The organism is Aeromicrobium sp. Root236, assembly GCF_001428805.1.
In the GTDB taxonomy this organism is placed as follows: Bacteria; Actinomycetota; Actinomycetes; order Propionibacteriales; family Nocardioidaceae; genus Aeromicrobium.
This window is the reverse complement of sequence record NZ_LMIS01000001.1, coordinates 506,487-524,405: the sequence shown is the minus strand read 5'-3', so window position 1 is coordinate 524,405 and position 17,919 is coordinate 506,487. Positions and strand designations below refer to the sequence as shown.

Annotated in this window: 18 protein-coding genes and 1 tRNA gene; 9 read left to right on the top strand and 10 right to left on the bottom strand. The window is 68.4% G+C overall.

What is annotated here, in order from left to right; genetic code table 11:
• Window positions 1-73 precede the first annotated feature (73 nt).
• The 6 genes from ASE12_RS02630 (at window position 74) to ASE12_RS02605 (ending at window position 5,811) form a co-directional block, all read left to right on the top strand.
• Window positions 74-946 (top strand): sigma-70 family RNA polymerase sigma factor, encoded by an 873-nt coding sequence (locus ASE12_RS02630; RefSeq protein ID WP_056396579.1) that lies wholly within the window; start codon window positions 74-76, stop codon window positions 944-946.
• 68 nt (window positions 947-1,014) lie between these two features.
• On the top strand, window positions 1,015-1,773 hold the full coding sequence (locus tag ASE12_RS02625) for a glycerophosphodiester phosphodiesterase (RefSeq protein ID WP_056396576.1): 759 nt from the start codon (window positions 1,015-1,017) through the stop codon (window positions 1,771-1,773).
• Window positions 1,770-3,134 carry an MFS transporter gene (locus ASE12_RS02620; RefSeq protein WP_056396573.1) on the top strand — a complete coding sequence of 455 codons (1,365 nt, stop codon included), beginning with the start codon at window positions 1,770-1,772 and terminating at the stop codon, window positions 3,132-3,134. The genes ASE12_RS02625 and ASE12_RS02620 overlap by 4 nt, the downstream gene beginning before the upstream one ends.
• An 89-nt stretch (window positions 3,135-3,223) precedes the next feature.
• Window positions 3,224-3,628 (top strand): RNA polymerase-binding protein RbpA, encoded by a 405-nt coding sequence (locus ASE12_RS02615; protein WP_056213854.1) that lies wholly within the window; start codon window positions 3,224-3,226, stop codon window positions 3,626-3,628.
• A gap of 144 nt (window positions 3,629-3,772) precedes the next feature.
• The gene (locus ASE12_RS02610) at window positions 3,773-4,438 is read left to right on the top strand and encodes an LpqN/LpqT family lipoprotein (RefSeq protein WP_056396570.1); all 666 of its coding nucleotides are present in this window, start codon (window positions 3,773-3,775) and stop codon (window positions 4,436-4,438) included.
• Entirely contained in the window at window positions 4,438-5,811 is a 1,374-nt protein-coding gene (locus ASE12_RS02605; protein WP_056396568.1) for a neutral zinc metallopeptidase, read from the top strand. The genes ASE12_RS02610 and ASE12_RS02605 overlap by 1 nt, the downstream gene beginning before the upstream one ends.
• On the opposite strand, the gene ASE12_RS02600 is transcribed toward ASE12_RS02605, so the two are convergent.
• The 4 genes from ASE12_RS02600 to ASE12_RS02585 all read right to left on the bottom strand — a co-directional run bounded on the left by ASE12_RS02600 (window position 5,795) and on the right by ASE12_RS02585 (window position 10,612).
• Window positions 5,795-8,764, bottom strand: coding sequence for a BTAD domain-containing putative transcriptional regulator (locus ASE12_RS02600; RefSeq protein ID WP_200954950.1), 2,970 nt, complete (start codon window positions 8,762-8,764; stop codon window positions 5,795-5,797). The two genes, ASE12_RS02605 and ASE12_RS02600, sit on opposite strands and share 17 nt — an antisense overlap.
• 207 nt (window positions 8,765-8,971) lie before the next feature.
• A complete protein-coding gene (locus ASE12_RS02595; protein WP_056396564.1) occupies window positions 8,972-9,508 on the bottom strand; it encodes a dihydrofolate reductase family protein in 537 nt (178 codons plus the stop codon).
• 37 nt (window positions 9,509-9,545) lie between these two features.
• Window positions 9,546-10,040 (bottom strand): GNAT family N-acetyltransferase, encoded by a 495-nt coding sequence (locus ASE12_RS02590; RefSeq protein ID WP_056396562.1) that lies wholly within the window; start codon window positions 10,038-10,040, stop codon window positions 9,546-9,548.
• Window positions 10,041-10,045: 5 nt separating this feature from the next.
• Window positions 10,046-10,612 carry a GNAT family N-acetyltransferase gene (locus tag ASE12_RS02585; protein WP_056396559.1) on the bottom strand — a complete coding sequence of 189 codons (567 nt, stop codon included), beginning with the start codon at window positions 10,610-10,612 and terminating at the stop codon, window positions 10,046-10,048.
• Window positions 10,613-10,734: 122 nt separating this feature from the next.
• Between ASE12_RS02585 and ASE12_RS02580 the strand changes: the two genes are divergently transcribed.
• Window positions 10,735-10,808: transfer RNA gene (locus ASE12_RS02580), tRNA-Gly, on the top strand.
• On the opposite strand, the gene ASE12_RS19645 is transcribed toward ASE12_RS02580, so the two are convergent.
• Genes ASE12_RS19645 through ASE12_RS02565 form a run of 3 tightly spaced genes read right to left on the bottom strand, consistent with a single transcriptional unit; the run spans window position 10,787 to window position 12,926 of the window.
• Window positions 10,787-11,374: a sugar O-acetyltransferase gene (locus tag ASE12_RS19645; protein WP_082582034.1), complete on the bottom strand. Its 588-nt coding sequence runs from the start codon at window positions 11,372-11,374 to the stop codon at window positions 10,787-10,789. The genes ASE12_RS02580 and ASE12_RS19645 overlap by 22 nt on opposite strands.
• Window positions 11,375-11,379: 5 nt before the next feature.
• Complete coding sequence (locus ASE12_RS02570) at window positions 11,380-11,898, bottom strand: cyclophilin-like fold protein (protein ID WP_056404475.1); 519 nt, start codon at window positions 11,896-11,898, stop codon at window positions 11,380-11,382.
• Window positions 11,899-11,906: 8 nt separating this feature from the next.
• Complete coding sequence (locus ASE12_RS02565) at window positions 11,907-12,926, bottom strand: zinc-dependent alcohol dehydrogenase family protein (RefSeq protein ID WP_082582033.1); 1,020 nt, start codon at window positions 12,924-12,926, stop codon at window positions 11,907-11,909.
• Window positions 12,927-13,084: 158 nt separating this feature from the next.
• Here ASE12_RS02565 and ASE12_RS02560 point away from each other — a divergent pair, with 158 nt between their 5' ends.
• Window positions 13,085-13,978: a helix-turn-helix transcriptional regulator gene (locus ASE12_RS02560; protein ID WP_056396550.1), complete on the top strand. Its 894-nt coding sequence runs from the start codon at window positions 13,085-13,087 to the stop codon at window positions 13,976-13,978.
• Between the two features lie 9 nt (window positions 13,979-13,987).
• Window positions 13,988-14,398, top strand: a complete 411-nt coding sequence (locus ASE12_RS02555) for a cupin domain-containing protein (protein ID WP_056396548.1) — start codon at window positions 13,988-13,990, stop codon at window positions 14,396-14,398.
• Window positions 14,399-14,416: 18 nt separating this feature from the next.
• Here ASE12_RS02555 and ASE12_RS02550 read toward each other — a convergent pair whose 3' ends face one another.
• Genes ASE12_RS02550 through ASE12_RS02540 form a run of 3 tightly spaced genes read right to left on the bottom strand, consistent with a single transcriptional unit; the run spans window position 14,417 to window position 17,825 of the window.
• Window positions 14,417-15,154 carry a polyprenol monophosphomannose synthase gene (locus ASE12_RS02550; RefSeq protein WP_056396546.1) on the bottom strand — a complete coding sequence of 246 codons (738 nt, stop codon included), beginning with the start codon at window positions 15,152-15,154 and terminating at the stop codon, window positions 14,417-14,419.
• Window positions 15,151-16,749 carry an apolipoprotein N-acyltransferase gene (gene lnt / locus ASE12_RS02545; protein WP_056396543.1) on the bottom strand — a complete coding sequence of 533 codons (1,599 nt, stop codon included), beginning with the start codon at window positions 16,747-16,749 and terminating at the stop codon, window positions 15,151-15,153. The genes ASE12_RS02550 and lnt overlap by 4 nt, the downstream gene beginning before the upstream one ends.
• On the bottom strand, window positions 16,746-17,825 hold the full coding sequence (locus ASE12_RS02540) for a Xaa-Pro peptidase family protein (RefSeq protein WP_056396541.1): 1,080 nt from the start codon (window positions 17,823-17,825) through the stop codon (window positions 16,746-16,748). Before ASE12_RS02540 ends, lnt begins: the two co-directional genes overlap by 4 nt.
• Window positions 17,826-17,919: the final 94 nt, after the last annotated feature.

The following is a 17,919-nucleotide window of genomic DNA, read 5'->3' as shown; positions in this document are numbered from 1 at the left end:
CTTCGGTTCGTGTCACATCCTTGGCGTGTGATCCGTCAGGGCTATGACGCACCACGAGAGGGGAATGTGACCGATGTCAGACACCGAGTTCCTGGCGGAGCGCTTCGAGCAGAACCGGGATCACCTGCGTGCCGTGGCCTATCGCATGCTGGGGTCCCTGACGGATGCCGAGGACGCGGTCCAGGAGTCCTGGATCCGCCTGAGCCGCGTGGACGCCGACGAGATCGACAACCTCGGCGGCTGGCTGACGACCGTCGTCGGACGGGTCTGCCTCGACATGCTGCGGTCGCGCAAGACCCGCAGTGAGCAGCCGCTCGACGTACGCCCGAACGACCCGGCCGGCTCACCCGACACCCGCATCGACCCGGAGTACGAGGCAGAGCTCGTCGACTCGGTGGGCCTGGCGATGCTCGTGGTGCTGGAGAAGCTCACCCCCGCCGAACGGCTCGCGTTCGTCCTGCACGACATGTTCGCGGTGCCGTTCGACGACATCGCAGCCATGATCGGACGCACTCCCGACGCCGCTCGGCAACTGGCCAGCCGCGGCCGTCGCCGCGTGCAGGGATCCGATCCGCTGACCGGCACGCCGCTGCCTCAGCAGCGCGAGATCGTCGACGCGTTCCTCACGGCAGCTCGAGGTGGAGACTTCGAGGCACTGGTCACGGTCCTGGACCCAGACGTCATCCTGCGCGCCGACACGGGACACGGACCGCCGGTGCTCGTGCGCGGTGCGCGCAACGTCGCCAGCGGTGCGATCTCCTTCCGCACGCCGGGACGTCAGAGCCTCCCGGTGCTCATCGACGGTGTCGTGGGCATGGCCGGGGTCGAGGACGGACGGGTCATCTCGGTGCTCCGGCCGACCTTCGCCGACGGCCGGATCGCCACGATCGACATCACGGCAGACCCGGAGCAGGCGGCTGCGGTGGAGCTGGAGTTCCTCGACTGACGGCAGCGAGCGAACGACGCGTGGGAGTGGTCGACCCGCATGGACCCGGGAGGGCTTAGTTTGAGCGCGTGACCGGTTTTCTCGACGCCCCTCCCCTGGCGTTCGCACACCGCGGCGGCGCCGGGACCGCGGGCAACGTGGGCATCGAGAACTCGCTCGCCGCGTTCGCGCACGCGTACGAGCTGGGCTATCGCTATCTCGAGACGGATGTCCGCATGTCGTCCGACGGTGTCGTCTATGCGATCCACGACGCGGCCCTGGACCGGCTCACGGGCAGCGCCGACCCAGTCGCGACGCTCACCGCCGAGGCGCTCGACCTCCAGCGGCTCGACCAGCGTGAGCCGCTCGCGCGTCTCGATGCCCTCTTCGAGGCGTTCCCCGAAGCGCGGCTCAACATCGACGTGAAGTCCGACGACGTGGTGGAGGCGACCTGCGCGATCGTCGAGTCCCACGACGCTGTCGGCCGTACGTGCCTGTCGTCGTTCTCCCACGCTCGCCTGGTGCGCATCCGCCGCCGGCTCCCCAACGTCGCCACCTCCGCGTCGAGGCGCGAGGTCGCCGCCGTCAAGCTCCTGCCGCGCCGGCTGCTCAGACCCAAGGCCGTGTGCCTGCAGGTGCCCGCTGCGTATCGCGGGATCCGGGTCATCACGCCGCGACTCGTGCGCAAGGCGCACGCGCTGGGCCTGCAGGTGCACGCCTGGACGATCGACGACGCCGACGAGATGCACGCCCTGCTCGACCTCGGCGTCGACGGCATCATCACCGACCGCACCGACGTGCTCAAGGACGTACTCGTCGCCCGAGGAACCTGGAAGGACCCGTCATGACCCGAGGTGCCAAGGTCAAGGCCAATCCGGAGCAGAGGGCGTGGTTCTTCTACGACTGGGCCAACTCGGCGTACATCACGACGATCGGCACGGTGCTCTACGCGCCCTACCTGACGAGTGTCGCCGAGCGGGCGGCGTGCGGGTTCGTCGGCGACGACGACCGCAAGTGCGTCGAGAACCTCTCGGTCCTCGGCCTGTCGGTGTCGGCCGGCTCACTGGTGTTCTACGTCGTCACGCTGGCCACGGTCATCTCGGCGTTCGTGCTGCCGATCGTGGGGGCGATCGCCGACCGGGTGGAGTCCAAGAAGACGCTGATGGCCGGGCTCGCCTGGTCGGGTGCGGCCGTCGCGGCGCTGATGTTCTTCGTGACGGGCACGAACTGGCAGCTCGGCGCCGGTCTGCTCGTCGTGGCCAACCTGTTCTACGCCTCGTCGATCGTGGTCTACGACGCGATCCTGATCGAGATCGCCGAGCCGGACGAGCGTGATCGGATCTCCTCGCGCGGCTGGGCGCTGGGCTATCTCGGCGGCGGGCTCCTGCTGGCGGTCAACCTCGCCCTCGTGACGCTCACGCCGTTCGGCCTGTCGACGGAGCTGGCGGTGCGCATCAGCCTGCTGTCAGCGGCGATCTGGTGGGCGTACTTCACGCTGATCCCCTATCGCGGCATCAAGGACCGGGCGCCGCGTGGTGTGGTCCCGGTCGAGGGCACGTCGTTGATGCAACGCAGCTTCGGGCAGCTGTTCCGTACGCTGCGGGAGCTCCGCAACTATCCGCAGACGTTGCTGTTCCTCGTCGCGTACCTGTTCTACAACGACGGCATCCAGACCGTGATCTACTCGGCGTCGGTCTACGGCGACAAGCAGCTGGGGTTCGAGACCAGCACGCTCATCGCGACGATCCTGATCGTGCAGTTCGTCGGCGTGGTCGGCGCGCTCGTGTTCGGCCGCCTCGCGGCGCGGATCGGCAGCCATCGCACGATCCTGTACGGCCTCGGCATCTGGATCCTCGTCGTCTGCTTCGGCTACTTCCTGCCGGCGGACCGGATCGTCCCGTTCCTCGTGCTCGCGGTGGCGATCGGGCTCGTCCTGGGCGGCACCCAGGCGTTGTCGCGGGCGTTCTTCTCCCAGCTCATCCCCCGTGGCCGTGAGGCGGAGTACTTCAGCCTCTACCAGGCGTGCGAGCGCGGCACGAGCTGGCTCGGGACACTCGTCTTCGGTGTCGTGCACCAGCTGACCGACTCGTACCGGCCGGCCATCCTCGCCCTCATCATCTTCTTCGTGGTCGGCGGCGGGCTGCTGTGGAAGCTCGACGCCCGGCAAGGCATCGTCGAGGCCGGAAATCAGGCTCCTGCGATCGTGTGACCTCGCTGACGCGTACGCATACGCGTTTAGGGGAATCTCATGTGCGTCATTTACGTTGTAAGAGGTAAGCAACACGAGAGGGGACGCACATGGCTGAACGTGCATTGCGAGGTGCTCGGCTCGGGACACAGAGCTTCGAGGACGAGCGCGGCGTGGAAATGGCTCCCCGTCAGCAGGTCGAGTACGTATGCCCCGACGGGCACACGTTCACGGTGACGATGGCGGACGAGGCGGAGATCCCGTTCGAGTGGGAAGACCCCAAGACCGGCCAGATCGGTCAGCTCGCCAACGGAGTCAAGCCTGAGGGCAAGGCCGAGAAGCCGATCCGCACACACTGGGACATGCTGCTCGAGCGTCGTTCTGAGGCTGAGCTCGAGGAGATCCTCACGGAGCGGCTGGAGCTGCTGCGTGGTGGCGAGATCGGACCGCCTCACCTTCACCGGCCCGCCAAGAAGAGCGCGGCCAAGAAGAGCACCACGAAGAAGAGCGCCTGAGACCCAGTCTCCGGCACGACCAAGGACCCCGGCTTCGGCCGGGGTCTTTCCGGTTCTGGTGGGTGGCCGAGATCGACTCCAACGATTCTCCAATCGGCAGGGCCTAGCGTCCGTCGTGGTGTCGTCCCACTCCCAGGAGAAGCCATGAAGCCCACCCGCCGTCTCGCCGCCGCAGGCATCGCCCTCGCCGTCTCCCTCGCCCTCGCGGCTTGTGGCGGCAGCGATGAGCCCAAGAAGGATCCTGCGCCGACGAAGTCGAGCGCCAAGCCGTCGCCGAGCGCGACGGCGTCGGCGTTGACCCTCCCGGAGTACATCAAGCAGGTCGGCGCCACGGAGAAGGTCCTGACTCGCGAGGACAGCGACGGCGTCACGGTCGACCTGCCGGTGCCCGACGGCTGGGAGACGACCAAGGACTACGGGGACGCTGGTTCGTACGGCGCGATCGTCTACACGGACGCAGCCGACCCGGCGAACCCGCCACACGTGCTGGCGCTGTTCTCCAAGCTCGAGGGCGACGTCGAGGCCGACAAGATCCTGGAGTACGCCCCGCAGGAGCTGAGGAACCTCGACGGCTTCAAGGAGCTGTCGCCGGCCAGCCCCAGCAAGCTGGGTGGTTATGACGCCGTGCAGTACGGCGGGACGGTCGACGTCAAGGGCAAGGCGATGCTGATCGCTCAGAAGACCGTGGTGGTGCCGGCTGCGTCCGGCGGTCTCTACGTCCTGCAGCTCAACGCGTACGCGACGCAGGACGAGGCCGACGTCCTGACCGCCGTGATGAACGACATCGACAGCTCGACGAGCATCTCGTGATGGGCGCGAAGCGGCAGATCACCGCGATCCTTGTGGCAGCTGCACTGGTGCTGACGGCGTGCGGAGGTGGTTCGGACGAGAAGGGGACGTCCGGGCCGCCGAGGACCGCTGTGAGCTCGGTGAAGATCGACGGCGATCGTTCGGCGCCTGTGAACAAGCTCGCCATCAAGGCGATAGCCGACCTGCAGGACTACTGGACCGTCGAGTTCCCGAAGCTCTATGGCAAGAAGTACAAGCCGGTCAAGGGTGGGCTCTACGCCTCGACGGAGCAGTCCACGAAGGGTCCGAAGTGCGCGAACAGCTACTCGGACGTCCAGGGCAATGCGTTCTACTGCAAGCTGGACGACTCGGTGGCGTGGGACGCGCAGGACCTGCTGCCGTCGTTGCAGAAGAAGTATGGAGACTTCGTCATCCCGGTCGTGCTGGCACACGAGTGGGGGCACGCGATGCAGCAGCGGGCGGGGTTCTTCGACGCCAACAAGCTGACGGTGTCGTCAGAGCTCCAGGCCGACTGCTTCGCCGGCGCTTGGTCCGCCCATGCCGCCAAGGCGAAGATCTTCAAGATGACCGCCGGCGACCTCGACACGGCCCTCGCCGGAATCCTGGACCTGCGCGACAACCCGGGCACCGACGCCACCGACGCCTCGGCTCATGGCAGCGGTTTCGATCGGGTCAGCGCGTTCCAGGACGGTTTCGACAGCGGTCCGAAGAAGTGCAAGGCCTATCACGACGGTGAGCCCGTCGTGCTCGAGCTGCCGTTCAGCACCCAGGAGGACGCAGACCGCGGCGGCGACGCGCCGTACGACGAGATCGTCAACAAGGTCCCGTACGACATCGAGGACTTCTTCTCCCAGCTCTACCCGGGGATCTCCGGCGGCAAGGCCTGGAAGCCGTTGTCCGGCTACAAGCCGTACGACCCGGCGAACCCGCCGACGTGCAACGGCGAGTCGACCTCCGGGTTCTCGTTGTTCTACTGCGTGCCCGAGGACTACATCGGGTTCGACAACGTCGGCGTCATGCCCGAGGTCTACCGACAGGGCGGCGACTATGCGGTCGCGACGCTGTTGACGACCCAATGGGGCCTGGCGACCTTGGCGCGGCTCGGCGACAAGTCCGACGAGAAGACCGCAACCCTCAAGAGCGACTGCTTCGCCGGCGGCTACACCGCAAGCGTCATCCTGCACAACCGCGCCAAGACCAGCAGCTACAGCATCTCTCCCGGCGATCTCGATGAAGGCATCAAGGCGCTTCTGGTGTTCCGTGGCGACGGCGACAGCGAACGCCAGGGCGCCGGCTACGGCCGGGTCGAGGCGTTCCGCCAGGGCGTCATCGATGGTGCGAACAGCTGCCTGGACCTCAAGGCGAAGAAGTGAGCAGCTCGCGGCGGGCGGCGATCATGGGATCCCACACGCGCTCGCCGGTCACTTCGGCAACGCGTTCGGCACGGGCGAGGATCGAGAGCGCCGACTCGCTGCGACCATGATGACTCTCGATGTCGGCGAGCAGGCAACGCAGCATCGACGTCGCGGCGGTCGTACCGTCGATCGTGTACTCCTCGAACGCACGCGCGGCCTCGGGGCCGAGATCGATCGCGGTGTTCTGCAGGGTCTGGGCCCACAGCTCGATGATGCGGGCCACGGCAGCCCACTGGTCGCTGCCGGCGGCCCGGAACGCCTTGTCGACCTCGGCTGCGCGCTCGGCCGTGCCGTCGGTGATTCCCAGGATCGCGGCGATCTCGATCTCGGCCACGCTGTTGACCAGGGCGCTGAAGACGTCGCCACGGCTCTGCGTGAGCTCGATGGCCTCGGCCAGGTAGCGGCGTGAGGCCGCCTCGTCGCCGCGCGACGCCTCGCCGATGGCCATCCAGCACAACGCCCGCGGGTGGAAGAAGTGGAGCGGATCCGTCACCGTCTCCGGCGCCGGGAACGTCGTCATCATGTGTCGTCCTGCAGCGACGAGACGGTCGACGTCGCCGCGAAGCACCGAGATCATGATGTCGGCGAGGTCGCTCACCTCGCCGACGTCCCGTGCATCGGACGACTCGTACTCCTCGCGCAGACCACGCGCGATCGCCTCTGCCTCGTCGAGGCGCCCAGTCCCACACAGCATGAGGCAGTGCATCGCGGCCGCGCTGTAGTACCCGCGTCCCTTCGACGCCTCCCCGATCTCGAACGCCCGCCGGATCGCGACACCGGCCGCCTCGTCCGTCTGGCCGTGCAGGATCGTCCTGGCGCCGGCCAGGTGGAGCCACAGCATCGCCTCGCGGTCCAGTCCATCGGGTGTGGGCGTGAGACGCGCACAGATCTGGACCGCGCGCTCGGCGAGGTCTGCGACGTCGGCGTATCGCGATCGACCGAGGGCCCTCTGGACGACTGCATCGATGATCGTCACAGCGGTTTCGGCGTCGAGCTCGGGTCCAGCTCGCCAGGCGTGGTCAGCGAGCGCGACTGCACGCTCGTACGCCGCCGTCGTGACGGAGGACGCACCCAGTCTCGCAATCGTCGCGTGCACGACCGTACGAGCGGCGACGTCCTGCCGAGCGAGCAAGGCGTCACGCACCAACCCGTGGCTGAAGCGGTAGTCCCCCGGCCGGTCTCCGACCTCGTCGAGCAGACCTGCGAGATAGGCGGGTGCGAGGTCTTCGTGAACCCGCGAGACCGGTACGTCAAGGACGTCGGAGAGCCCGGCCACGTCGATCTCGACCCCCATCACGGCAGCCGTGCCCAGCAGCCGGCGGGTCCCTTCGGCGAGCTCGCCGAGCCGATGATCGAGGACGCCGAGGACGGTGTGCGACACAGGGGCGTCGTGCCCGGACTCGGCGATCGTCCGCGCGACCTCCTGCAGATACAAGGGGTTGCCGCCCGTCTCACGCCACACCTTGTCGGCGGCCTGTGGACCCATGCCGGAGCCGATGATCGACTCGACGAGCTCCGTGGCGGGCCCGCGGTCCAGCCCGGAGAGGTGCATCGATCCCGGGCTGGAGGAGCGGAGGGTCCGGTCGAACCCCTGACGATTCATGGGTCTGCCGTCGCCGTAGAACGTCCACGTGGCGATCACGGTCACCGGGAGCCTCGGGAACTGCGCGAGCAGCAGGATCAGGACGTCGTACGTCTCGTCGTCCGCGTGGTGCAGGTCATCGAGGACCAGCAGCACAGGAGCGCGCGATGCCAGCGATCGCAGTGCGGTGACCACCCCTTCGACCAGTGCGAAGCCGGTCGCACCGAGCCGACCGCTCGGGGGCGTCTCGTTCCATTCCGGCACGATGGCGTCGACAGCGCCAGGTGCGTCGCGGATCACGGCCCGACGGGCGTCCGGGCCGAGCTGCTCACCGAGCTGGCGCAGCACCTGGATCCAGGTCCACAACGCCGGCAGGCCGACCCCCGCAGGGTGAGCCGCCCAGGCAGCCGGGCGTCCCGTCTCCTGCGCGGACGTGAACGCCGCCTGCGCGAGGGCGGTCTTGCCGATGCCGCTCTCGCCGGTGATCATCGTCAGCCCGGCGCTCGTCTCGCGGAGCGAATCCAGCTCGCTGTCGCGACCCACGATGCGGTGAGCGTCTGACGCCTCTCGGGTCGTCCGGGCGGGTGTCACGCGTAGCTCCGGATCGTGGGCCTGGATCTTGGCCAGCAGGGCGCGGATTCCCTCGCCGGGCCGGCTGCCGATCTCACGATCCAGGACCTCTCGGGCTCGGTCATACGCGAGAAGAGCGTCAGCGTGACGACCGGAACGGTGCAGAGCCAGCATCAGGTGCCCCCACAAGCGCTCCTGCAACGGGCTCCTCGCGACGGCTGACTCGAGCTCGGGGACCAGGTCGGAGTCGCGACCGAGCTGGAGACAAGCGTCGAACCATGCCTCCTGAGCCGTGTCGTGCAGCGCCGCCAGGCGTACGACGTCAGGGCGGATGAAGTCGGCGTCGGCGAGCTCACCGTACGGAGGTCCTACCCACCGCGAGAGAGCTTCCGTGAGCTGATCGGAGGCCGTACGCACGTCCAGCCGCACGAGTGCTTCGCGACCCGATGTCGCGAGGTCCTCGAACTCCATGAGGTCGACGGAGTCTCCGTCCCGGAGCTCGAGCCGATATCCGAGGGGGCCGGAGTGGAGCCTCTCGACGCCGTCGGCGTGCAGCACCCGACGCAGGTTGGTGACGTACGAGCGCACCGAGACCGGCGCCTTGGCGGGCGGGGCGTCGCCCCATACCGCGTCCACGACCTGGCTGATCGTGACGACAGTGCCCACTCGCGACAGCAGCACGGCGAGCACGCGTCGCTGCTTGGGACCGCCGACCCCGACTGGCGTGCCGTCGATCAGGACCGTGACCCCTCCGGACACGCGGTAATGGACAGACCCGGGAGATGAGGTCACACGCTGCACGTGCCGATTGTGCCGCACCTGTCTGGTTTCCGAGTCGATTCCACAATGTCCATGCATACTCGGGTGGGCCCGGCCCGCCTCAGCGGGTGCCGTCGGTCAGTGGACCGTGGATGACGACGGCGCCGCCTTCACGCTGTGGGGCCTGCAGTCAGAGCTGATCTGGCGTCATTCGCCGTTCGCCTGTGGCCGGTAGAACGTCTCGATGACGCCGTCCGGGAAGGTTCGCGTCGACTGGAGCGTGAGGGACATCGGCTCGATGTCGGAAGGGGTGAGGCGTACGCCGCGGCCCTGGATCATCGGAACCAGCACCAGTCCGACCTCGTCGACGGTTCCGATGTCGTGGAACGCCTGGATCGTGCTCGGGCCGCCGATGAGATGGACGTCGCCGGTGACACCGGCAGCCTCCATCGCCTGGACCAGCTCGGCAGCGGTCGACGCGGTCTGCACATCCGCGGGCGCCTTGTCAGGCAGAGCAGATGACGTGAGCACGAAAACCGGCTGCGTCCACGGCCAATCGGGCGCGTCCAGCGCGGGCAGGAACGTCGTACGGCCCATGACCACGCCCTCGCAGGTCGACAGGAACTCTGGCAGCCCGTAGGCGGTACGCCCTGGAAACCCCGGGAGCAGGAGCTGCACCGGTCGGCCGTCCGGTGTCGAGACGAACCCGTCCAGGGTGACGAACGTATAGGTGCGTATGCGCACGAGAGTGTCTCCTCCGTGTCGAGTGCTGCTTCGGAATCTAGTGCTGCGAGTCAAGTACGTACACGAGCTCCTGGATGCCCTCCTCGGCCGAGGGCAGGTTGGCCTCCCCCTCGCGGTCACGCTGGAACCCGCACTTCTCCAGGACGCGGATCGAGCCGACGTTGTGCGCCACGACATGGGCATGCAGCGGGCGGATCGGCACGTCGTCGAGCAACAGAGTGAGTGCCTGCGTGGCGACGCCGCGGCCCCAGAACTCGCGTCCGATCCAGTAGCCGAGCAGCTGCTGTCCGTGGTCCGGCCAGCTGCCGATGTTGCCCGCCACCACTCCGTCAGCGACGATCGTCCGCACGTACAGGGTGTCGTCGCTGCGGAGCTTCGCCCAGTGCGCCGCGACCTGCTCCTTGTCGCGAGCGGGGAACGCCGCCATCTCGACGGCCAGCGGGTCGGCCTGGTGCTCGAAGAACACCTCGACGTCCGGGTCCTCGACCCGCCGGAGACGAACCGTGGGCCGTGCGTCGTTCGCTCCGGACATCCCGGTCACTCCCCAGCCTGGAGAGCCAGGTATGCGTCGCGGGTGATCTCGTACTCGACCTCGCCGTGCTCCGCCCCAGGGAACGACTCGCTCGAGTCGAACGCGCGAGCGTACGTCAGGCCGACGCTGGCCATGGTGGCTCGGGAGGGACGGTTGATGGTGAGGGTCTGCGCGAAGATCCGGTTCAGCCCCACTTCGTCGAATCCATAGCGCATGAGCTCGCGCGAGCCCTCGCTGGCATATCCGAGACGCCAGTGCTTCCGCAGGAGCCGGTAGCCCAGCTCCGCCTCGCCATCGACCGTTGGCTGGTCGGGCCCATTCGGCGGCTGAAGGATCCACCAGCCGACGAACTCGCCGTCGACGAAGCCCACCCAGAACCCCAGACCCGGGACCTCCTCGGCGGCACGCATCCTCCGCTGGTGCGCTGCCTCGGTCTCGCTGCGGGAACGAGCACCCCGGTCCAGGTAGCGCATCACCTCAGGATCCGAGTCCAGCTCGACCTCGAGATCCAGGTGCTCGTCGGCAAGGGGCACCAGGACGATCCGCGCCGTCTTGAGCGTCGGCTGAGTCATGGGCTCATTATGGCCAACGGAGCAGACGTAAACGGTCCTGGTGCTCCCGCGGTACACCCCGTCGGCGGCCACGGCCGAGATGGCATACTTCGAGGTCGTCGGTCTCGACAGAGGCCGGCCTCGCGGACGTGGTGTAGTTGCAGCACGCTTCCCTTCCAGGGAATGGGTCGAGGTTCAAATCCTCGCGTCCGCTCCAAAGCCTGTTGTGCGGATGAGCTTGGCAGGAACACCGGCGACGATGGTGTCGGCAGGCACATCCCGCGTGACCACGGACCCCGCTCCCACGACGGCGCCGTCTCCGATCGTCACGCCCGGGACGACCGTCACGGAGGCCCCTAGCCACACGTTGCGACCGATGACGATCGGCGCCGGCAGCATGTCGGAACGTCGACCGGGATCGACCGCATGGTTGAGCGTCGTGAGGGTGCTGCCGTGCCCGATCAGCGAGCCGTCGCCGATGGTGATGCCCCCGGTGTCCTGGAAGCGACAGCCGAGGTTGACGAACACGTTCTTGCCGAGGGTCAGGTTCTTGCCGAACTCGGTGTGGAAGGGCGGGAAGAGCGCGACCGACTCGTCCACAGCCTTTCCGGTGAGTTCGGCGAGCATCGCGCGTAGCTCATCAGGGCTGCGGTAGCCGGAGTTCAACGCGCTGGTGATGCGAAAGGCGGTCTGCGCCGCATCGTGCATGAAGCGGTGGTGCTCCGACCCACCCACGATGAGCGCGCCGCTGTTGACGTGGTCCAGGAAGTCCTGCAGCTCCATCCGACTCAGCCCGCCTCGATGGTGGCGGTGACGGCACCGTCCAGCTCCGCGATCCGCTCTGCGGCGTCGCCGTCGAGCGACCCCAGGACCACGATGCCGTCGAAGTAGGACTGGTCACCGTAGTACAGGACCAGGTCGCGGCCCGGCGCGTAGTAGCCGATGGCCCCCACGTCGGGGTCCGCTCCTTCGGGCTGGCCCTTCAACGACAGCGCCGACGGCAGCGGACCGGTCTTCTCGACGCCGTCGTGGTCCGTCATGTCGATCGTCAACGGGAGCTGCCCGAGCAGATCGTCAGCTGCCGCGCTGTCCTCGAGGGTGCCGGTGAGTCGCTGCTCGCCGATGGTGATGCGGATGCGCATGTTCTCCTCCGTGTCGCTGCCGCCGGGGGTGGCGGCTTTCGCGTGGGGCACGCCGGTGCGAGTCGTGTCGCTCGGGCGTGGTGAGGGGGCCCCGGTGCCGGGGCCTTCCGAATCGCCGCAGGCCACCGTGGTGGCGGCCAGCAGCACCACGATCAACGCAGCCATGGAGGCCTTCACAGCGTGAGCAGCACCTTGATGGCGGAGCGCTCGTCCATCGCCTGATAGCCCTCGGCAGCACGATCGAGCGGCAGGGTGAGGTCGAACACCTTGCCCGGATCGATTGCTCGGTTCCAGATGAGCTGGATCAGGTCGGGCAGGAACTGGCGTACGGGTGCGGGTCCCCCGTGAATGTGGACGCCCGCCATGAACAGCTCGTCGCCCGGGATGGCGACGTCGTGCGAGACGCCGACGAACCCGACGTGGCCACCAGGCCTGGTGGAGTGGATCGCCTGCATCATCGCTTCCTGGGTGCCGACCGCCTCGATGACCGAGTGCGCGCCGAGGCCGCCGGTGAGCTCCTTGACCTTGGCGACGCCCGCCTCGCCTCGCTCCACGACGATGTCGGTGGCACCGAACTCGCGGGCCAGTGCCTGCCGGTCGGCGTGCCGGCTGAACGCGATGATGCGTGCGGCGCCGAGCTGCTTGGCGGCGAGGACGCCCAGCAGGCCGACCGCGCCGTCGCCGACGACTGCCACCGTCTTGCCAGGACCGACCTCGGCCGCGACGGCGGCGAACCACCCGGTGCCGAGCACGTCTGAGGCGGCCATGAGCGACGGGATGAGATCCGGCTCGGGCATGCCGGGGGTCGCGACGAGTGTTCCGTCGGCAAGCGGGACGCGGGCAAGCTCGGACTGCGTGCCGAGGGTGCCCATCAGCACCCGGTGCGTGCAGTACGCCTGATAGCCGGCCCGGCAGACCTCACAGGTGTTGTCGGAGGCCCAGAACGATCCGACCACGAAGTCTCCCACCTTGATGGTGTGCACCTCGGAGCCGATCTCCTCGACGACTCCCACGTACTCATGTCCCATCACCTGGTGGTCGACGGGCTCCGCGCCCCGGTACGGCCACAGGTCGCTGCCGCAGATGCAGGTCGCCGACAGGCGGATGATCGCGTCTGTCGGTTCGATGATCGCCGGGTTCTCGCGGTCCTCGACCCGGACGTCACCGGGCCCATGCATGACTACCTGACGCATCGTGCTCCTCTTCGTCGATGGTTCGTTGCGACGCCGTTCGACGCCACACCATCAGTCAACGTGAAGGCGAGACGGGCAGGAAGTCACTGTCGATACGTGTACTGACAGGGCATCCCTCGCGGCTTCGGCCCTGCGTCCCCCGGGCCTAGGGTTGTCATGTGGACCAGCGCAAGGACGTACGCCAAGAGGTACGCGAGTTCCTCACCACCCGACGTGCGCGCATCACCCCGGACCAGGTCGGACTCCCGACCACCGGCAGCCGCCGGGTGCCCGGACTGCGTCGGAGTGAGGTCGCGTCCTTGGCCGGACTGAGCGTCGAGTACTACGCCCGCCTCGAGCGCGGCAACATCGCCGGTGCCTCGTCCGGGGTGCTCGACGGACTGGCGCGAGCCCTTCAGCTCGACGAGACCGAGCACGCCCATCTGCTCGACCTGGCCCGTGCTGCAGACGGCATCCCCACCTCGGGACGAGCCCGTCGGCGTACGCCCAGCAAGGCTGCGTCCCGTCTCAGCCTGCAGTGGGCGCTGGAGGCGATCACCGAGGGCGTCGCGTTCGTCCGCGATCCTCAGCAGAACCTGTTGGCCACCAACAAGCTGGGCCGCGCGTTCTACTCCCCCGTCATCGGCGAGGACGGCCGGCTCCCCAACCTGGCGCGGTTCCAGTTCCTCGATCCTGCCTCCCGTGACTTCTATCCGGACTGGGAGCTGTTCGCCCAGATGTGCGTCGGCATCATGCGCATCGAGGCCGGCCGCGATCCTCACGACCGTGGACTGCAGAATCTCGTCGGCGAGCTCTCGACGCAGAGCGAGACCTTCCGCCGCCTCTGGGCAGACCACAACGTTCGTATCCACGGCTCAGGCACCAAGCGGTTTCACCACCCCGTCGTCGGGGAGCTGACCTTGGCGTACGAGGAGCTGGCCATCACCGCCGAGCCCGGGCTCGTCCTGATGGTCTACACCGCCGAACCGGGCTCGCCCTCGGCCGAACGACTCCGTCTGCTCGCCTCGTGGACGGCGCCCTCCGCCCCGTCAACCACCCCTCCCAGAACCTAGGTAGGAATCATGCAGATCACCCGCAGCTCGACCGACACCATGAAGGGACCCAGCGACTGGTTCACCGGGGACGTCTACATCGACTCGGTTGCCGCTGCGCCGCCGCCGTCGCGTGTGACCGCGGCACTCGTGCACTTCATGCCGGGAGCCCGCACCCACTGGCACCGCCACCCGTTGAGCCAGACCGTCTTCGTGACCGAAGGCGTCGGCCTGTGCCAACGACGGGGCGGTCCCGTCGAGGTCATCCGGCCGGGAGATCGCGTCCTCTTCGAGGCCGACGAGGAGCACTGGCACGGCGCCGCACCCCACCGACTCATGGTTCACCTCGCGATCAACGAAGGCGATGACCAGCACGAGGTCGTCCACTGGCTGCAGCCGGTCACCGACGAGGAGTACTCCGCGGCCCCAGCCGTGAGCTGAAGGTGACCGCGCCCAGGGTTAGGAACGGCGCAGGCGTGACGGCTTGGAGATCAGCCGCTGGAGGCCCCACACCGTCACCCGCCACAGCGCTTCGCGCACGATCCCACCGCTCATCTTGGACTCGCCGCGCTCACGCTCGACGAACGTGATGGGCACCTCGACGATCGTCATGCCGGCGCCGAGCACGCGGCGCGCCATGTCGATCTGGAAGCAGTAGCCCTGCGAGGCCACCTCGTCGAGCGGCAGCTTCTCGAGCGTCTGGCGGTGGAACGCCCGGAATCCCCCGGTCGCGTCCTTGACCGGGATGCCGAGCATCAGGCGGGCGTAGAACGTGCCGCCGCGGGAGATGAATCGCCGGTGCCACGGCCAGTTGACGACTCCCCCGCCGTCGACCCACCGCGACCCGAGCACGAGGTCGGCGCCGGCGTCGCTCGCCTCGAGCAGCCTCCCGAGGTCCTCGGGACGGTGCGAGCCGTCGGCGTCCATCTCGACCAGCACGTCGTAGCCGCGTTCGATGCCCCAGGCGAAGCCTGCGCGGTACGCCGAGCCGAGCCCTTGCTTGCCGCTGCGGTGCATGACGTTGACCCGGGGATCGTCGGCTGCCAGGGAGTCGGCGATCTCTCCAGTGCCGTCAGGAGAGCCGTCGTCGGCGATCAGGACGTCGACACCCGGCTGCGCGAGGTGCAGCTGCTCGACGATCCACGCGACGTTGTCGGCCTCGTTGTAGGTCGGGATGACGACCAGGGTGCGGGTCATGCCTCCGCCTCGGTGGGTTCGCTCACGCCTTCAGGTGTCCTTCGTCGAGTGCCGAACCACCATGCTCCCAGACCCAGCACCACCAGGACGTACTCCAGGGGCGCCCCGATGACCAGCGCCGGAGTCTTGCCGGACGCCAGGGTGACCTTGGCACTCAGCGTGGCCGGCTCGTGCATGGGTGCGCGCGCGACACCGCGGCCGTCAGGGTCGACGAATCCGGTGATGCCGTTGGTCGAGGGCACGGCGACCCACCGACCGGTCTCGATGGCGCGCAACCTCGAGATGTCCCACTGCTGCTCGGGCTGCGAGGTGTTGGTGAACGCGGCGTTGCTGGTCTGCACGACGATCATCTGCGCGCCGCGGTCGACCGCCCCACGGGTCACGCTGTCGTATGCGATGTCGTAGCAGATCGAGTCGCCGATGAGCGTGTCGCCGATGTGCAGCGCGCCGGGCTCGTCCCCGGCGACCATGTCGCGCGGGATGTCGCGGGCGAGGCGGTTGACGAAGAACCCGGCCTGCTTGCGCCACGGGACGTACTCACCGAACGGCACTGGCTTGAGCTTGACGTAGCGCTCCCCCGGGCCGTCGGCTGTCCACACGACGCCCGCGTTGTAGGCCGTGGAGCTGGTCGGGCCGTCGAAGATGCCGCCGACCAGGATCGGTGCGCCAATGCGCCTGGAGAGCGCCTGGATGCGCTGCTTGACCGGCTCGTCGAAGTAGGGATCGGTGTCCGTCGAGTTCTCGGGCCACAGCACCATGTCGGGTCGGGGGACCTCGCCGGCGTCGATCTTGTCAGCCAGCTTGTCGGTCTCCGCGGCATGGAGCTTGAAGATCTCGCCGATCGGCCAGGTCAGGAACACCCCGGGGACGTTGCCCTGGACGAGCGCGACCTGTCGGGTCCCGTCAGCCCCGGCGATGCCCGTCGGCAGGACGGCGCCGACCCCGGCGATCGCCAGCACCCCGGCGACGGCCAGACCCCTGGTGCGCCACGCGGACGTCGTCACCAGCACCACCAGCAGGGCGGCGACGAGGAACAGCACTGCACTCGTCCCCGGCATCGCGACCAGCCGGGCGTACGCCTCGAAGGGCGTGTCGATCGACGTGTGCGCCAGCCGACCCCAGGGGAATCCCGTGAACGGGAAACGCCCGCGAGCCCACTCCCCGAGGACCCACACCGCAGCGCCCCAGAGCGGCCACCACCGCAGACGGGCGGAGGCGCGCAGCGCCAGCATGATGGGGACGTAGAACAGGGCTTCGGCGACGACCAGCCCGACGTACGCACCATGGCTGACCGCGTTCATCCACCAGATGAGCGGCCCCATGAACGCGAGCCCATAGAGCAGGCCGGTGACCATGACCGTACGTTTGCGGGCCGCTCGCAGGGCGTGGGCCAGCCACGTGAGGCCGCCGATCGCCACGACCATCGCGTACGGCAGGCCGACCGGGTCGAAGTTGAGCGACGAGAGCACGCCGAGTGCCACGGCAGCGGGCCAGGCGATGCGCGCGCCGACGTCAGGCGTGAGGTGCCGTGCCGACCCGAGTCCGGCTGGTCCTGCTCGACCGGTGCGCGTCAGGGTCGCCCAGCTGGGTGTCACAGGACGACGAGCTCGCGTGGCGTGTTGTTGAGCACCTCGAGACCGTCGGCCGTGCACACCGCGATGTCCTCGATGCGGGCGCCGAACTGCCCCTCGAAGTAGATGCCGGGCTCGATCGAGAACGCCATGCCTTCTTCGAGCACGAGGTCGCTGCCCTCCACGATGTAGGGCTCCTCGTGGGTCTCCTGGCCGATGCCGTGACCGGTGCGGTGGATGAACAGGTCGCCGAAGCCCGCGTCGGCGATCAGGGTGCGACCGATGGCGTCGACGGACTCAGCCGTGACACCCGGCCGCGCATGCTCGCGCTGGGCCTGCTGAGCCGCGTGCAGCACCGCGTACGCCTCGGCGTAAGCGGCCGGGACGCTGCCGCCGGCGAGGTAGTTGCGGGTCGAGTCCGAGCAGTAGCCGGCGTGGGTGGTGCCGCCGATGTCGATGACGACCGGATCGCCCTCCTCGATGACCCGGTCCGAGACCTCGTGGTGCGGCGACGCGCCGTTGGGACCGGAGCCCACGATGACGAAGTCGACCGTCTCGTGGCCCTCGTCGAGGATCGCGCGGGCGATGTCGGCGCCGACTTCGCGCTCGGTGCGGCCCGGCCGCAGCCACTCACCCATCCGTGAGTGCACGCGGTCGATCGCGAGACCGGCCTCGCGCAGCGCATCGATCTCGTCGGCGTCCTTGCGGATGCGCAGCTGCTGGACGAGCTCGCCGCCGAGCACCTGGCGCGCATGGGGGAACATCTCCCTGAACGCGAACACCCGTGAGGCCCACATGTGGTCGTCGACCGCGATCGTGGCGGCGTCGCCGACCAGCGTGGCGACCAGCGCGTACGGGTCATCGGTCTCGTCCCAAGACTCGACCTGCACGTCGACGCCCGAGGCGACCGCGGCCGGCTTCTCGAGCGTCGGGACGACGAGCGTCGGGTCGCCGTCAGCCGGCAGCACCAGGCACGTCAGCCGTTCGAGCGGCAGCGCGACATAGCCGGTCAGGTAGCGAAGATCCGCCCCCGGCGTGATGAGGAGGGCGTCGATGCCCTGCGATGCGGCCAGTGCCTGTGCTTTGCGCCATCTGCTCACGAGAAGACGATACCCGCGCCGACCTCAGCGACAGTCCGTGCAGGTCGCAACCACACGTGACAGGTCCCATGCCCCGACCTAGTGTGTGGAGACC

Coding starts and splice junctions, on each gene's coding strand:
- ASE12_RS02630 (WP_056396579.1), top strand. CDS start 74: ATGTCAGACACCGAGTTCCTGGCGGAGCGCTTCGAGCAGAACCGGGAT.
- ASE12_RS02620 (WP_056396573.1), top strand. CDS start 1,770: ATGACCCGAGGTGCCAAGGTCAAGGCCAATCCGGAGCAGAGGGCGTGG.
- ASE12_RS02615 (WP_056213854.1), top strand. CDS start 3,224: ATGGCTGAACGTGCATTGCGAGGTGCTCGGCTCGGGACACAGAGCTTC.
- ASE12_RS02610 (WP_056396570.1), top strand. CDS start 3,773: ATGAAGCCCACCCGCCGTCTCGCCGCCGCAGGCATCGCCCTCGCCGTC.
- ASE12_RS02605 (WP_056396568.1), top strand. CDS start 4,438: ATGGGCGCGAAGCGGCAGATCACCGCGATCCTTGTGGCAGCTGCACTG.
- ASE12_RS02590 (WP_056396562.1), bottom strand. CDS start 10,040: ATGTCCGGAGCGAACGACGCACGGCCCACGGTTCGTCTCCGGCGGGTC.
- ASE12_RS02585 (WP_056396559.1), bottom strand. CDS start 10,612: ATGACTCAGCCGACGCTCAAGACGGCGCGGATCGTCCTGGTGCCCCTT.
- ASE12_RS19645 (WP_082582034.1), bottom strand. CDS start 11,374: ATGGAGCTGCAGGACTTCCTGGACCACGTCAACAGCGGCGCGCTCATC.
- ASE12_RS02570 (WP_056404475.1), bottom strand. CDS start 11,898: ATGGCTGCGTTGATCGTGGTGCTGCTGGCCGCCACCACGGTGGCCTGC.
- ASE12_RS02565 (WP_082582033.1), bottom strand. CDS start 12,926: ATGCGTCAGGTAGTCATGCATGGGCCCGGTGACGTCCGGGTCGAGGAC.
- ASE12_RS02555 (WP_056396548.1), top strand. CDS start 13,988: ATGCAGATCACCCGCAGCTCGACCGACACCATGAAGGGACCCAGCGAC.
- ASE12_RS02550 (WP_056396546.1), bottom strand. CDS start 15,154: ATGACCCGCACCCTGGTCGTCATCCCGACCTACAACGAGGCCGACAAC.